This is a genomic window from Anaerosinus sp. (assembly GCF_965318445.1).
In genome coordinates, this window is record NZ_CBDNNH010000025.1 from 152,689 (window position 1) to 166,362 (window position 13,674).

General features: G+C 38.1%; 14 protein-coding genes. 11 read left to right on the plus strand and 3 right to left on the minus strand.

Features of this window, described 5'->3' with window-relative positions; translation table 11 throughout:
* The first annotated feature begins 3 nt into the window (after positions 1 to 3).
* Complete coding sequence (gene nadB, locus ACWZFG_RS12640; protein ID WP_177505534.1) at positions 4 to 1,581, plus strand: L-aspartate oxidase; 1,578 nt, start codon at positions 4 to 6, stop codon at positions 1,579 to 1,581.
* 11 nt (positions 1,582 to 1,592) lie between these two features.
* The gene (nadC, locus tag ACWZFG_RS12645; protein ID WP_455577752.1) at positions 1,593 to 2,438 is read left to right on the plus strand and encodes a carboxylating nicotinate-nucleotide diphosphorylase; all 846 of its coding nucleotides are present in this window, start codon (positions 1,593 to 1,595) and stop codon (positions 2,436 to 2,438) included.
* Positions 2,439 to 2,555: 117 nt separating this feature from the next.
* Here the strand turns inward: nadC and ACWZFG_RS12650 are convergent, their stop codons facing one another.
* A complete protein-coding gene (locus tag ACWZFG_RS12650; protein ID WP_177505532.1) occupies positions 2,556 to 2,711 on the minus strand; it encodes a hypothetical protein in 156 nt (51 codons plus the stop codon).
* Between the two features lie 226 nt (positions 2,712 to 2,937).
* On the opposite strand from ACWZFG_RS12650, the gene ACWZFG_RS12655 reads away from it, so the two are divergent.
* Together ACWZFG_RS12655 and ACWZFG_RS12660 are read left to right on the plus strand one after the other, a co-directional pair.
* On the plus strand, positions 2,938 to 3,267 hold the full coding sequence (locus tag ACWZFG_RS12655) for a helix-turn-helix domain-containing protein (protein WP_177505531.1): 330 nt from the start codon (positions 2,938 to 2,940) through the stop codon (positions 3,265 to 3,267).
* 192 nt (positions 3,268 to 3,459) lie between these two features.
* On the plus strand, positions 3,460 to 4,242 hold the full coding sequence (locus ACWZFG_RS12660) for a CheR family methyltransferase (RefSeq protein ID WP_177505530.1): 783 nt from the start codon (positions 3,460 to 3,462) through the stop codon (positions 4,240 to 4,242).
* On the opposite strand, the gene ACWZFG_RS12665 is transcribed toward ACWZFG_RS12660, so the two are convergent.
* Positions 4,239 to 5,405: a D-alanyl-D-alanine carboxypeptidase family protein gene (locus ACWZFG_RS12665; RefSeq protein ID WP_455577753.1), complete on the minus strand. Its 1,167-nt coding sequence runs from the start codon at positions 5,403 to 5,405 to the stop codon at positions 4,239 to 4,241. The two genes, ACWZFG_RS12660 and ACWZFG_RS12665, sit on opposite strands and share 4 nt — an antisense overlap.
* 133 nt (positions 5,406 to 5,538) lie before the next feature.
* Here ACWZFG_RS12665 and ACWZFG_RS12670 point away from each other — a divergent pair, with 133 nt between their 5' ends.
* Positions 5,539 to 6,258, plus strand: a complete 720-nt coding sequence (locus tag ACWZFG_RS12670; protein ID WP_455577754.1) for a polysaccharide deacetylase family protein — start codon at positions 5,539 to 5,541, stop codon at positions 6,256 to 6,258.
* Here the strand turns inward: ACWZFG_RS12670 and ACWZFG_RS12675 are convergent.
* Positions 6,248 to 6,637, minus strand: a complete 390-nt coding sequence (locus ACWZFG_RS12675) for a hypothetical protein (protein ID WP_455577755.1) — start codon at positions 6,635 to 6,637, stop codon at positions 6,248 to 6,250. The genes ACWZFG_RS12670 and ACWZFG_RS12675 overlap by 11 nt on opposite strands.
* A gap of 241 nt (positions 6,638 to 6,878) precedes the next feature.
* Between ACWZFG_RS12675 and ACWZFG_RS12680 the strand changes: the two genes are divergently transcribed.
* From ACWZFG_RS12680 to ACWZFG_RS12705, 6 genes are all read left to right on the plus strand, one after another.
* The gene (locus tag ACWZFG_RS12680; RefSeq protein WP_177505526.1) at positions 6,879 to 7,835 is read left to right on the plus strand and encodes a phenylacetate--CoA ligase family protein; all 957 of its coding nucleotides are present in this window, start codon (positions 6,879 to 6,881) and stop codon (positions 7,833 to 7,835) included.
* Between the two features lie 68 nt (positions 7,836 to 7,903).
* Positions 7,904 to 8,041 (plus strand): hypothetical protein, encoded by a 138-nt coding sequence (locus ACWZFG_RS12685; protein ID WP_177505525.1) that lies wholly within the window; start codon positions 7,904 to 7,906, stop codon positions 8,039 to 8,041.
* 123 nt (positions 8,042 to 8,164) lie between these two features.
* On the plus strand, positions 8,165 to 8,773 hold the full coding sequence (locus ACWZFG_RS12690; RefSeq protein ID WP_455577756.1) for a recombinase family protein: 609 nt from the start codon (positions 8,165 to 8,167) through the stop codon (positions 8,771 to 8,773).
* A gap of 145 nt (positions 8,774 to 8,918) precedes the next feature.
* Positions 8,919 to 9,161, plus strand: a complete 243-nt coding sequence (locus ACWZFG_RS12695) for a hypothetical protein (RefSeq protein WP_177505523.1) — start codon at positions 8,919 to 8,921, stop codon at positions 9,159 to 9,161.
* A 306-nt stretch (positions 9,162 to 9,467) separates the two neighbouring features.
* A complete protein-coding gene (locus tag ACWZFG_RS12700) occupies positions 9,468 to 10,622 on the plus strand; it encodes an exonuclease SbcCD subunit D (RefSeq protein WP_455577757.1) in 1,155 nt (384 codons plus the stop codon).
* Entirely contained in the window at positions 10,619 to 13,669 is a 3,051-nt protein-coding gene (locus ACWZFG_RS12705) for an AAA family ATPase (RefSeq protein ID WP_455577758.1), read from the plus strand. The genes ACWZFG_RS12700 and ACWZFG_RS12705 overlap by 4 nt, the downstream gene beginning before the upstream one ends.
* Positions 13,670 to 13,674 lie beyond the last annotated feature (5 nt).

The following is a 13,674-nucleotide window of genomic DNA, read 5'->3' on the forward strand; positions in this document are numbered from 1 at the left end:
GTCATGGAGCGTCGATATGCGTTAAATTTTAATACGAAAGAACTTAGACAGATGCGAACGGATTGCCTTGTAATTGGCAGCGGGGTGGCCGGATTGATGGCTGCTTGGAATGCTGCTCACGCAGGGCTTTCTGTCGTTATCGCTGTAAAGGATACGCTGCTTGACAGCAATACAAACAAAGCGCAAGGTGGGATTGCTGTAGCTTTAGGTGCAGATGATTCATTGGATTTACACCTTGCAGATACTTTGGTTGCAGGTGCAGGTCTGTGTGATGAAGAAACAGTTAAAATTGTAGTGAAAGAGGGACGCAAGGAAGTCAAGGAATTGATGAATTTAGGCGCCGTTTTTGACTACGATGAAAATGGGATATGTTTGGGGCGTGAGGGTTGTCACTGTCGAAATCGTGTAATTCATGCCAAAGGGGATGCAACGGGAGCAGAAGTAGTTCGTGCATTACTCGCAGCGGTAAAAGCGCTACCAAATATAAAATTGTTGGAACATCATTTTGTTGTAGATTTATTAGTGGAAGACAATATTTGTGAAGGCGCACTTATTTTACATAAACATAAAGATTTAGAAGTTATTCGAGCAAACTCTGTGATTTTAGCGAGCGGGGGGCTAGGACAACTGTATTGTCATACAACGAATCCAGATGGTGCGACAGGTAGCGGTGTTGCGATAGCATATCGTGCTGGGGCAGAGGTGATGGATATGGAGTTTGTTCAATTCCATCCAACTTCACTTGCTGCTCCGAATATACCAAATTTTTTAATTTCTGAAGCGGTACGTGGCGCTGGTGGTGTGCTTAGAAATGCGAAGGGCGAACGCTTTATGCTACGTTATCATGAGTTAGCTGATTTGGCACCACGTGATGTTGTTGCAAGGGCTATTTTTAATGAGATGCGAGCAGATGAATCAGATCATGTGTACCTTGACGTCAGTGGTATTAAAAATATTGATCAGCATTTTCCAACGATTACGGCAACATGCCTTGATTATGGCATAAATATTATGAAAGATTTTATACCTGTTGCTCCGGCGGCACATTACATGATGGGTGGAGTGAAAGTTGATCGCTGGGGAGAAAGTTCAATTGAGCGATTATATTGCTCTGGTGAAGTTTCCTGTACAGGACTTCATGGGGCAAATCGTCTGGCGAGCAATTCATTATTAGAAGGCTTGGCATATGGGAAAAGGATTATTGATCGGATACTTGCTAAAGGAAATGCTGAGATAAAGCATAGCGAGTGGGAATATAATGAGCTGAGAAAGGCGGCTGAATTAACAGATATTCAAGCGAAGCTGCAAGAGGTAAAACAAGTGATGACGAATTACATCGGATTAATTCGCTGTCAGGATGGGTTAATGAAAGCGGAAGAGTTCTTCAATGCAAAACGCGAATTTTGGTTTAATCGTGAGACGGCGGATATAGAGCAAATTGAATATTTAAATATGTTAACGACGAGTGCCTTGATTTGTTCTGCTGCGAATATGCGTACGGAAAGTCGTGGTGGACATTATCGCAGTGATTATCCAGATCGTTTAGCGTTATGGCGCAAGCATATTATTCAGCGCAAATAGGAGGAAAGAAGATGGAGTTTTCTCAAATACAAGTAAAGCATCAAATTGAAGAGTGGCTCTTAGAGGATATTGGCGGTGGAGATATTACAACCAATAATATCGTACCCAAAGGAGCAAAAACGAAAGCAATTATTCATGCAAAGCAAGAGGGGGTTTTAGCCGGAGTCGATGTAGCTAAACTTGTTTTTCTATCGTTATCAGATTCGATTTCTTTTCATGCTTGCGTTGAAGATGGAACAAAATTAGCAAAAGGGACAATTATTGCCGAGATTGAAGGAGACGCACGGGCGATTCTAACAGGTGAGCGATTAGCGTTAAATCTTTTACAACGTATGAGCGGTGTAGCGACGAAAACAGCGCAGTTTGCTGTATTGCTCGCAGGTACAAAAGCGCGAATTGTTGATACTCGCAAAACTACTCCAGGACTTCGTATGCTGGAAAAGTATGCAGTTACCGTTGGTGGTGGAGCAAATCATCGATTAGGGTTGTATGATGCGGTGATGATTAAAGATAACCATATTAAAGTTGCAGGTGGAATTAGTGAAGCTGTTGCACGCGTGCGGGCAAAAATTGGACATACGGTAAAAGTCGAAGTTGAAGTTGAAAGTATGCAGCAGTTGGAAACGGCACTAAAAGCAAAGGCTGATATTATTATGTTGGATAATATGAGCTTAATGCAGATGAAAGAGGCCGTAGCAAGAATCAATGGGGCGGCAATTGTTGAAGCATCGGGCGGTATTACAGAATCTACAATTGCTGATATAGCGAAAACAGGAGTAGATATTATCTCTTCTGGGGCGCTCACTCATTCAGTGAAAGCATTGGATATCAGTTTGGATATTGGCGCGATAAAGTAAAATTTGATTAAGATGATGTTAATCAGTAAATTACTCATTGATGAAATAAAATAAGAGGTGATTACAAAATTGTTTACGATTTTTGTAATCACCTCTTATTTTATGTATACGCATAAATTATTTTTGTGGGGAGAGTGTCAATAAATACTCTTTTAATCCTAACATGATACAAATAACAATAAGTTCATCTTGCGATAAGCCTAGATCAGCGGCTTCATATTTTGTGATTAAATCAAGCTCATCTGTTAAAGATAAAGTAATCTCTTTTAGCATTATATTCCCCTTTCTAAGGCTAGAATAAAATTATATTTTTTTCATATATTATTTATAATATAAAGTTTATATAAGCTGGCATTATCTTATATTAACTTTAATCATATCTTATTCAAGAATTTATGTCAACAAAATGTAGCTTTATTTAAAATGAGCTACTTTAAGTTGCTAATAGAACTTGTCTAGGGGTTTAATTGCTATAATTAATCACTAAGAGGTGATTTTATTGCATCGACTAAGAGAATTACGTGAGGCGAGGAATTTAAGCCAGGCTGATATTGCAAGAGCTTTAAATATTAGCCGACAGTCATATAATTTTTATGAGAATGATAAAAGAGATCCAGATACACAAACATTAAAAGCTTTAGCGGATTTTTTTAATGTAACAATAGATTATTTACTAGGACGCGATGAGTTTGAGCGTATAAAAAATAAGAAAAATCCTTTGGATAGAAAGGAAAAGCTTTTGTATAAGATTATTTCTGCGGATCCGGATACGATTGCTGAAGTCGAACAGTATTTAGAGTATCTTGAAACAAAAAAGAAGATTAAGTAGTGAAAATAAAAAATGTATTAAAAATAAAAGGGGTTAGACTTTATTGTCTAAGCCCTTTTATTTTTAATACATTTAAATATGGTACAGATGGAGATTATCTCGTATATTATAAAAACAAGTAGGAGTTTGTTCGAAAATGTTGAATTAATGTATTATTAAATTTAGTTTTTTAAGGTGATAGGAGATGAAAATATGGCTGATGAAAGAGACTGGGAATTATTTAAAGAAAAATTCAAGGCAAAATCCCAAATAGATTTAAACCAATATAAAGCAAATCAAATGCAGCGTAGAATTACAAATCTTATGACACGCAATAATGCGAAGACTTATATGGAATTTTTCAAACTGATTGAAAATGATTCCAAACGATTTAGTGATTTTGTAGAATATTTAACGATTAACGTAAGCGAGTTTTTCCGCACACCGGAAAAATTCTCGGAATTAGAGGCAAAAGTGATTCCGGAATTGTTAAAGAAAAACTCAAAACTAAACATATGGAGTGCTGGGTGTTCCATTGGAGCGGAACCTTATTCTTTAGCAATGATACTAAATGATTTAACCCCTCATACGCGTCATCGTATTTTGGCGACTGATTTAGATATTGAAATTTTAGAAAAAGCTAAAAAAGGTGTTTATACGGCAAATGAAGTGAAAAATATTTCTCAGTCGCGAGAAAAGGGTCACTTTAGGCTGGAAAATGATAAATATGTTGTTTCAGAGGATATTAAATCGCGTATTGAATTTAAAAGACATAATTTACTATTAGATAAATTTGAAACAGGTTTTGATTTGATTTTATGTCGCAATGTTGTTATTTATTTTACAGAAGAAGCAAAAGATAAATTGTATCGACGTTTCTTTGAAGCACTTAAACCGGGTGGCGTATTATTCGTTGGTGGTACAGAAGCAATTCTAAATTTCCGCGATATGGGTTACGTTAGTTATCTGCCGTTTTTCTATCGCAAACCGTTTTAGACGATTCCCCAACTGGAAAACAATTTAAAAATTGTTGTGAGATAATTGAGAAGAAAATTTGCTAATGTTCTTTCTTCTACGTTGTTGGCCGCAACTAAATCAATCGTGCGAAGGGTTTTATCATTCATGATAAAATGTACTTCGCCGATTTTTTGTCCCTGATAAACAGGGGCATTTATTTTTTTCGGCACGTTGGTTTTTACGATGAGGTTTTCACGTTTACCTTTAGGAATTACGACAAAAGGTTCTTCGCTAGCTTCCAACTTCACCGTTGTATCAATTCCATATTCTACAGCTATGCGATTTATTTCATTCGATAATTCTTCTTCGATTGGATATTCATACAAATCAAAAGTTTCAAAGCCCCAATTTAAAAGTTTCTGTGAATCTTCCCAACGGTTTTTGTCGTTTAATGTTACTGCAATTAATCGTTGGTCATCTTTTGTTGCACTGGAAACCAAACAAGGTCCGGCTTCATTTGTTGTACCCGTCTTAATCCCATCCGCTTCATCTAGCATCCATAATAACTTGTTGGTATTTTTAAGGTTTTGCTCATGCTCATTACCAGCACTGTCTTCCCAATCAATACTTGTGTTGCGCGTACTTACGATTTCAGCAAAAGTAGGATTATTCATCGCATAACGAGCGATCCAGGCTAAATCATAGGCTGTGGAGTAATGATCTTTCGTTGGCAGACCATGCGGATTTTGAAATTTCGTATGAATAGCACCTATTTCCCGCGCTTTTTTATTCATTTCAACGATGAATTTATCTACGGAACCGGAAAGAAATTCGGCGATGGCAATAGCAGCATCATTCCCTGAGCGCATCATAAGTCCTGTCACCAACTCCCGCAAACTAATTAACTGCCCCTCTTGTAAATGCATAGTTGAGCCTTGTACGGATGCGGCATTTTTACTAATTGTCGTTTTTTCGTCTAACCTATTGCTTTCAATTGCGAGGATAGCGGTCATGATTTTTGTTGTGCTGGCGGGAGCAAGCTGCTTGTTTGAATTTTTTTCATATAATACCTGCCCTGTTTTCGCGTCAATTAATATGGCGCCGGCTGCGTTAATTTCAAGTTGGGCAGGCTTGGCGATTACTTCAGTTGGAATAGGAAGCAATAAAGTTAAGATCAAGAATAATTTTATCCAAAAGTGCATAATCGGTAGTCCTCCTCTAAAATCTTTTCAACAGATTATATGGATGGTAAGCCAATTTCATACGAAAGAATATCATAACTCTCATTTCTATTGCGTAGTATTTAAAATAATGGATAGATTAGGGGGGAGACGTGTGAAACGAAAGTGGCAGTATTTTTTTTCAATAACAGCTTTTATTATTTTGGTCGGAGCGAAAATAGGGCAAAGTATTGCTGTAGAAGAAGTGCATATTGTAAGGCATATTGATACGAAGGATAAAGTTATAGCACTCACATTTGATGATGGGCCCAATGTTAAAACAACTCCAAAAGTTTTGGAAGTTTTAAAAGAAAAAAATGTGAAAGCTACGTTTTTTATTTTGGGAGAAAATGCAGTAGAGCATCCTGAGCTTGTAAAACAAGCGGCAAGTGACGGCCATGAAATCGCCAGTCATTCTTATACGCATCGCCATTTATCTAAAATGGGCCCCAAAGATTGCGCTGATGAGCTCGCAAAAGCAGAATCTATTATTAGTCAATGTGCTTCAAAACCTAGATATTTTAGACCACCGGGAGGATTATTCAATGATAATGTCCTTGAGGAAGCAAAACGGCATGGGTATACCACGATTCTTTGGTCAGTAGATCCCCATGACTGGCAATCGCCAAGTGTGTCGGAAATGATTAAACGCGTGGAGGATAATGTTAAACCAGGTGGGATTGTCTTGATGCATGATGGGCAGCCTAACTTGCCAACACCCAAAGCATTAGGAACAATTATTGAAGATTTAAGAGCGCAAGGATATTCCTTCGTGACCATAGATGAATTACTCAGACATGAAGAAGTGAAAACAACGGGATTTTTTAATGGGTAAAAGGGTCTAATTGATGCCAATATTCGCCGATTAAGAAATCGTAATGTTCCATCACTTCTTTACGTTCTTGGCGTAGTGCTTCAATAGAAGCAAGAATTTCAGGATTTAAATCATAAATTTTATCTTTAGAAACTGTAATTGGGTGCTTGAAATCTTTTAATTTTAAGGCAATTTTATTATTTACTTTTCCTTCTTTTAAAATTCTTCCTTTTTCGAGCAAATCAGAGCCATCATAACGATGAACTAAACAATTTGGAATAAATTTGTCGGTTATATTTTTATTTTCTCCGGAAAAAATAAATTTTGATTGACAATAAGGACAAATTTTTTCTTCTGTGTTTATGTAATTTGAGCAATGATTACAAATAAATTCAGACAAAATAAACACCTCCACGACTATTATGTTCTAAAATGTGTTAAAATATAATTAATAGTTGGTTGGCAAAGATTACTTTTATAAATTTTTATTTAACTATCTTACAACTTTATTTACTGCTTATTATTTTATCCATGGGGGATAAGGTCAAAGCCGGTGTAGCTCATGGATTGGAGTTTTCTTGCAGTAATAAATAGGTTTTTGCTGAAATAGCTTCAGTTATGCCATTGATGGAGGAGTATTCATGTATTGCAATATAGGAATAGAAACAATGTCACGTGCTGAAATGCGTCAATTGCAAAAAGAGAGATTGCAAAAGATAGTGAAGTGGGCACATGAAAAAAGTTCTTTCTATCGTGCTCAATGGGAAAATATAAATGTGGAAGATATTCAATCTTTAGATGATATAAAAAAACTTCCCTTTACAACAAAGGACGATTTAATTGCCAATGCACCATTTGGAATGCTTGCTATGCCAATGAGTGAAATTATTCGGTTACATATGATCGGTGAAGGTAAAAAAGCAATTGCTAGAGCATATACTGCTGGAGATCTTGAGAGAGCCACGGAGATGACTACACGGGCATTAGTTGCTGGTGGTGTAAATATATCTTCGGTAATTCAGATTTGTAGCGGACATTTAACAGCTGATGTGTTAGGATTACAGCATGCTGCTGAGGTATTGGGTGCAACGGTGGTATCAGTCTCTACAGCAAAATTAGAAGAACAATTGGCCGTTATTGATAAATTACATGTATCGACATTAATTAGTGATCCGCAGCGTATTTTACAATTGGTGGTGGCTGCGCAAGCACTTGACTATGATTTACAGTCGATGTCGGTTAAAACAATTTTTTTAAGTCATAATGGAATCAAGCGTAATATGGCAGCTCATATCGCCAGTCGCATTGGCGTAAGAGTATTTAACTTATATTCAATACCGGAGCTTTTTACTCCTGGAATCGCTTGTGCGTGTAAAGCTAAGAATGGATATCATATTCAGGAAGATTACTTTTATCCAGAAGTTGTGAGTTTAGCTGATGGCCAAGTGATTCGGGATGGAAGAATGGGAGAACTTGTATTAACCTCCCTTATTTCAGAAGCGATGCCAATCATTCGCTATCGTACAGGTGTCTTAGTTACTTTAGACCATGAGAAATGCTCTTGCGGAAGAACATTAGCAAGAATACATGTTCCATAAATTTTCCAAATAAAAGCTTGTTTTTTTTCTTCTTGATTGGTTATATTATCAATCGAGGAGGTGTTATTATGTTTGGTAATAAATATCGTCGTACGCTTCGCCAATTAAGTCACGCAAACGATATGACTGATGTGATGAAGGTTGCAGCAGCAGGATTTATTGCTTATCAGGCTGCAAAATATGTAATACGAGAAGTTATGGACTAGTCTCCTCAAGAAAAAGGGTGTTGCGATTGCAACACCCTTCCTTTATATTACTGTTTTTCGTTTGAGCTTACATTTACAATAAGTTAGAGCTGTATGATGAAGTTTAGATGTAGGAGGATAAAAATGACGAAGCAGGTATATGGATATATTAGAGTATCAAGTAGAGATCAAAATGTGCAGCGACAAATGCTTTCCTTTTTGGATTTGGGAATTGAAATACAAAATATTTTTATTGACAAACAAAGTGGAAAAGATTTTGAGAGAAAGCATTATAAAAGACTTTTACGTAAACTGCGAAAGGGAGATTTATTTATTGTTAAAAGTATAGACAGACTGGGGCGAAATTATGAAGAAATTTTGATTCAATGGAGATATATTACAAAAAATAAAAAGGTGGATATACGAGTGATTGATATGCCATTGCTGGATACGACGATTTCAAAAGACTTATTAGGAACGTTTATTTCGGATTTAGTTTTACAATTACTATCCTTTGTCGCTGAGAATGAACGAGAAATGATTCGGGCGCGGCAAGCGGAAGGGATTTTAGCAGCGAAAAAGCGGGGAGTTCGATTTGGCAGGCCAGAAAAAGAAATTCCAAGTAATTTCTCGGCGATTTGTGAATCCTGGAAGAATTCTCTAATAACGCTTCCAGAGGCACTTGATTTATTAGACATGTCACGTAGTACTTTTTATCGTAAAGTAAAAAAATATGCAAATTGTGCTCAATAATTAGTTCAAAAAGTATACTTTTTGATTTGTTCCTTATATACATATTATACTAACATATCTGGCGCATTCTAACAATAAATTCACTTTATTTCATCAAATTCCAAAAAGTATACTTTTTGGAATTTGATGAAATGGGGGATTTATATTGAAAAACAATTTATTGGATTTATTTACTCAATATACGGATTCTGTTTATCTATCGGATCTGCGTAAACAGGCGCAAAATAAGTTAAGTAAAAATATTATTAATAAAATATATCTTTACGAGCATTCTTTATATGAGTGGAATGAAGCTGTTAATTATATAACAGGATGTTGGAACATTTTTGAATCTAGAGAAGAAGCCAAAACATATCTTCTAAACTTCTGTGAAAATAACAGGGAATAATGTAGTATAATAAAAAGAGCTTATTTATTAGATGATAACTGATAAATAAGCTCTTTTGCCATTTTATTCGAAGCCCGCTTCGAGCATTTGATGGAATTAGCGCTTCATACAAAATCAAAGATTTTGTTAGGTTCCTTACAGATTCCAACTCTCGATAAGAGACCATAGGCGAGCGGATAAATTTGGATACGCACAGCGGGTCCAAGTGGAGATAAACTTCTATTTGAATCAATTTTTAATTTATAAAAAAGATTATATTGAACGAGATGATTAAAATTAAACAAATTATAAAGGGGGATTGGCTACATGCGATTTATACATACATCGGATTGGCATCTTGGCAGGCTGTTTCATGGACAGCATTTAACCAATGATCAAGCTTATGTTTTAACACAATTTTGCGACTTGGTTGAAGAGAGTAAAGCGCAGGCAGTCGTTATTGCCGGGGATATTTATGATCGGGCAGTACCGCCAACGGATGCGGTAGAACTCTTGGATGATACATTAGCGAAACTGGTGCTAAAAGCAAAGGTTCCGGTGATTTTAATTGCTGGTAATCACGACAGTCCTGAACGGATTAATTTTGGCAGTCAATTGTTAGCGAAACAAGGATTATATGTGATTGGCAATTTAACAAAAGAAATTCTGCCGATTTGTCTTGAAGATCGTTACGGGGAAGTTGAGTTTATGCCATTTCCTTATGCCGAACCGGCATTAGTAAGAGCGGTGTTTGGTGGAGAAAATTTAATTGATGCGAATGCAGCGATGGAATTTTTGATTGCGCGCAGTCAGCGATTTTTATCGGCGCAAAGTCGTAAGGTAGCGATTGCACATGCCTTTATTGCCGGTGGAACGGTAAGTGAATCGGAACGGACCTTATCGGTTGGGGGAAGCTCTTATATTGAAAACAGATTATTTCAGCCATTTCATTATACAGCGTTGGGCCATTTACATAATGCACAGTTGGCAGGTGGAGAAAATATTCGCTATAGCGGGTCATTATTAAAATACTCTTTTGATGAAGCAACACAGAAAAAGGGCATTCAGATTGTCGATATGGGCAAAGATGGGCAAGTTGCGGTGGAAACGATTCAGCTTACACCGAAACACGATGTCAAAATTATTGAGGGGGATTTTTATACGATATTGCAGAATCGCAATCTGCATCCTTCCAGTAATGACTATATTAGTGTCAAGCTTAGCAACCGTGAGCCTATTTTAGATGTATTTGGTCAATTGAGTGAGATTTATCCAAATCTGATGCAAGTTGAGCGACCAACGTTCATGATGGATGGTGAATTCAGCGAGAAAAAGATTGACCATCGCAAAATGAGCGAAAATGAGTTATTCTCTTTATTTTATGAGCAAGTAACAGGTGAAGCAATCACGAAGGAAGAAAGTAAGGTATTTGCCGATAATTTAGAAGAACTCATGCTGATTGAGCGGGAGGTGAAGCTATGAAGCCTTTGCAATTGACAATGAGTGCATTTGGTCCCTATGCAAGTGAGCAGAGCTTAGATTTTGCTGATTTAAAGGGGCGGAAGTTCTTTTTAATTCACGGGGCAACTGGCGCCGGCAAGACGACGATTCTCGATGCAATTTGTTATGCACTATACGGGAGTGCGACGAGTGACTTAAGGGAAGCAAAGGCGCTACGAAGCGACCATGCCGATCCTTTGGTATTGACGGAAGTTAGCTTTACTTTTGCGATTGGCAATGAAGTTTATCGAGTTCGGCGCAGTCCACGGCAGGAACGGCCGAAAAAGAAAGGTGATGGCGTAACTGAGCAACAGCCGGAAGCAGAGCTTTACAAAATTGATGGTGAAAAAGAGACTTTGCTCGAAGCTAAATATGAAAATGTGACACGGAAAATTACAGATTTACTTGGCTTTCAATGCAGTCAATTTCGTCAGGTTGTACTACTACCGCAAGGTGAATTTCGCAAATTGTTGGTAGCAAAATCAGAGGAGCGCCAGCAAATTATGAAAATGCTGTTTAAGACGGAACTTTATCAACGAATTGAAGAGCATTTGAAGAAGAAGGCGAAAGAAAAGGCTGATGCAATAAAAGCGATATATGAGAAAAAAGAATGGTTGCTTGCCGAAGCAGGTACAGATTCTTTAGCTAGTTTAGAGGAAACAATCGCAAAGTTAAAAATAGAAACAGAAACTGCAAATAAAAAATTACAAACCGTTCAAATTGAATACCAACAAGCGCAAGAGCAGTTAAACGAAGCAAATTTAGTTGATCAAAAGTTTAAAGAATACGAAAGTGCAAAGGAAGCATTTGGACAGGTAAATTTACTTTTAAGTGAGATGGAGGCAAAGCGCAGTGAGCTGGTGATGCTGGAACGGGCAGAAAAATTAGCAGAAGCAGAGAAAATCGTGTGGAAGCTTCAACAAGATAGCAAGCAGTATCAAGAAGCTGAGGTAAAACAGAAACAAGCGGTGGAAATAACGCAGCAAAAAGTGAAAGATGCTCAGACAGCATTTCAAGTGGAGCGGGAAAAAGAAGCAGAGCGTCAATCGTTAGACAATCAAATACTTAAACTTAAGGAGTATGTAAAGCAGACGAGTGCACTGACAGAAACGAAAAAAGCTTGGCAGGACAAAGCAGCTGTAGCGAAAAAAACACTTGTAGAAAAAAATAAAGTTGAGGAAAAACTGGCAAATTTAGAAGCGGATTTACAAAAAATGCTCGAACTAGAACAGGGCTATCTTGTCGAAACGGCTAAAGTAGATAGTTATAAAATGCAGGTGGATGCGTTAAGTAAGGCGGTAGATAAGCACCAGCAATTAAGCAAAGTGCAAAAAGAAATCAGCCGAGCTAAAAATTTGGTTCAACAATTGCAGCTCACGCTAGATAAAGTGCGCGAGGAGCGTCAGGCGATGCAGACGGAGCTTGGTAAGATGCAACATTTATTCAATATCGGGCAGGCAGGTTTATTAGCGAAAGAATTAAAAACAGGCGAACCTTGTCCTGTTTGTGGAGCGAAAGAGCATCTTAAGCTTGCAGTTTTATTAGAAGATTTGCCAACCCAGCAGACAATAGACGCTTTGCAGGAAAAAGTTGTGCAGTTAGAAGAAAAACAAGCAAAATCGCAAGCGGATCTTCAACAAGCAATGATTCGCCAGGAAACGTTAGTTGCGCAAAATGAGCATTTTACAAAAGAATTGGCAGAGTTCGCATCATTTTCACTTGAGGAGCTCAGGCACAAAGCGAATATTGCAAAACAGCAATATGAAACTACGCATACGATTATGCAGAAGTTAGCACCACTTAAAGAAAAAATTGCTAGATATAAGGAATCCCAAGAACGCGGGGCAAAGAGACAAAAGGAGATGCAGGAAGCTTTTCAGCGCGCCGATGGCGAAGCACAAGCGCTGCAGGCAGTATTTCAGGAACGTGAGCAATCGGTACCGGAGGAATATCGCGAGCTTGAAGTATTACAAACTTTACTTAGGGAAGGAAGAGAAAAACAGCTTATACTTAAAGAAAGCTTTGAACGTGCCCAGCAAAGCTTACTGGCAGCAAAAGAAGCAGCGGCAAGCGCTATTGCGACTTTGCAAAGTCTGCAAATGAATTTAAAGCAAATACAGACGGAATTTGAAACGGAAAAAACAGCGTTTTATGCGCGCATGGAAGCAGAAGGGTTTGCAGATTTTTCAGCTTATGTACAAATGAGACAACAGTTGGGGGATATCCCCGCTTTGCGTGATAGACTGCTCAGGCTTGACCGCAATTTTGCCGCCGGCAAAGAGCGTGTGAAAAGAGCAAAAGCTGCAATTCAAGGATTCACTCAGCCGAATTTAGAAGAAATCAAAACAAGCTATCATCATTTGCAAGGAATGCAGGCGCAAGCGATTGGCGACTTGGCAAAATTCAAGTTAGCGTTAGAAAAACAGCAGAAAAACGCGAAGCAGATTCATGCACTGGAAGCAGAGTTAATGAAAATGCAGACGGAAAATGGCGTCTTGGCAAAACTATATCAAGTGACAAGAGGCGATAATAAATTTTCGATGAATTTACAGCGCTTTGTTTTAGGTTCGTTATTAGAACAGGTAACGGAAGCGGCAAATGTGATGCTGAAAACAATGAGTAAATCAAGATATTTGTTACAGCGTACGACAGATGTCGCACGAAAAGGGTCAGCCAGTGGGCTAGACCTCGAAGTGTTTGATAATCATACAGGGATTGCGCGTTCTGTAGCGACATTGTCGGGTGGAGAGACCTTTTTGGCATCGCTGGCACTGGCGCTTGGGCTTGCCGATGTCGTACAGCAATATGCAGGTGGGATTCGTCTTGATACGATTTTTGTCGATGAAGGTTTTGGTACGCTAGATCCTGAATCACTGGATATGGCACTGAATACCTTGATTGAGCTGCAAAATGGCGGCAGGCTTGTAGGCATCATTTCACATGTACCGGAACTAAAGGAGCGTATCGACGCAAGGTTACAGGTCAGCATTGGCAAGCACGGCAGTAGTGCAAAATTTTATGTAGGATAGGTGAT

Coding starts and splice junctions, on each gene's coding strand:
- nadC (WP_455577752.1), top strand. CDS start 1,593: ATGGAGTTTTCTCAAATACAAGTAAAGCATCAAATTGAAGAGTGGCTC.
- nadB (WP_177505534.1), top strand. CDS start 4: ATGGAGCGTCGATATGCGTTAAATTTTAATACGAAAGAACTTAGACAG.
- ACWZFG_RS12705 (WP_455577758.1), top strand. CDS start 10,619: ATGAAGCCTTTGCAATTGACAATGAGTGCATTTGGTCCCTATGCAAGT.
- ACWZFG_RS12660 (WP_177505530.1), top strand. CDS start 3,460: ATGGCTGATGAAAGAGACTGGGAATTATTTAAAGAAAAATTCAAGGCA.
- ACWZFG_RS12700 (WP_455577757.1), top strand. CDS start 9,468: ATGCGATTTATACATACATCGGATTGGCATCTTGGCAGGCTGTTTCAT.
- ACWZFG_RS12690 (WP_455577756.1), top strand. CDS start 8,165: ATGACGAAGCAGGTATATGGATATATTAGAGTATCAAGTAGAGATCAA.
- ACWZFG_RS12665 (WP_455577753.1), bottom strand. CDS start 5,405: ATGCACTTTTGGATAAAATTATTCTTGATCTTAACTTTATTGCTTCCT.
- ACWZFG_RS12685 (WP_177505525.1), top strand. CDS start 7,904: ATGTTTGGTAATAAATATCGTCGTACGCTTCGCCAATTAAGTCACGCA.
- ACWZFG_RS12680 (WP_177505526.1), top strand. CDS start 6,879: ATGTATTGCAATATAGGAATAGAAACAATGTCACGTGCTGAAATGCGT.
- ACWZFG_RS12650 (WP_177505532.1), bottom strand. CDS start 2,711: ATGCTAAAAGAGATTACTTTATCTTTAACAGATGAGCTTGATTTAATC.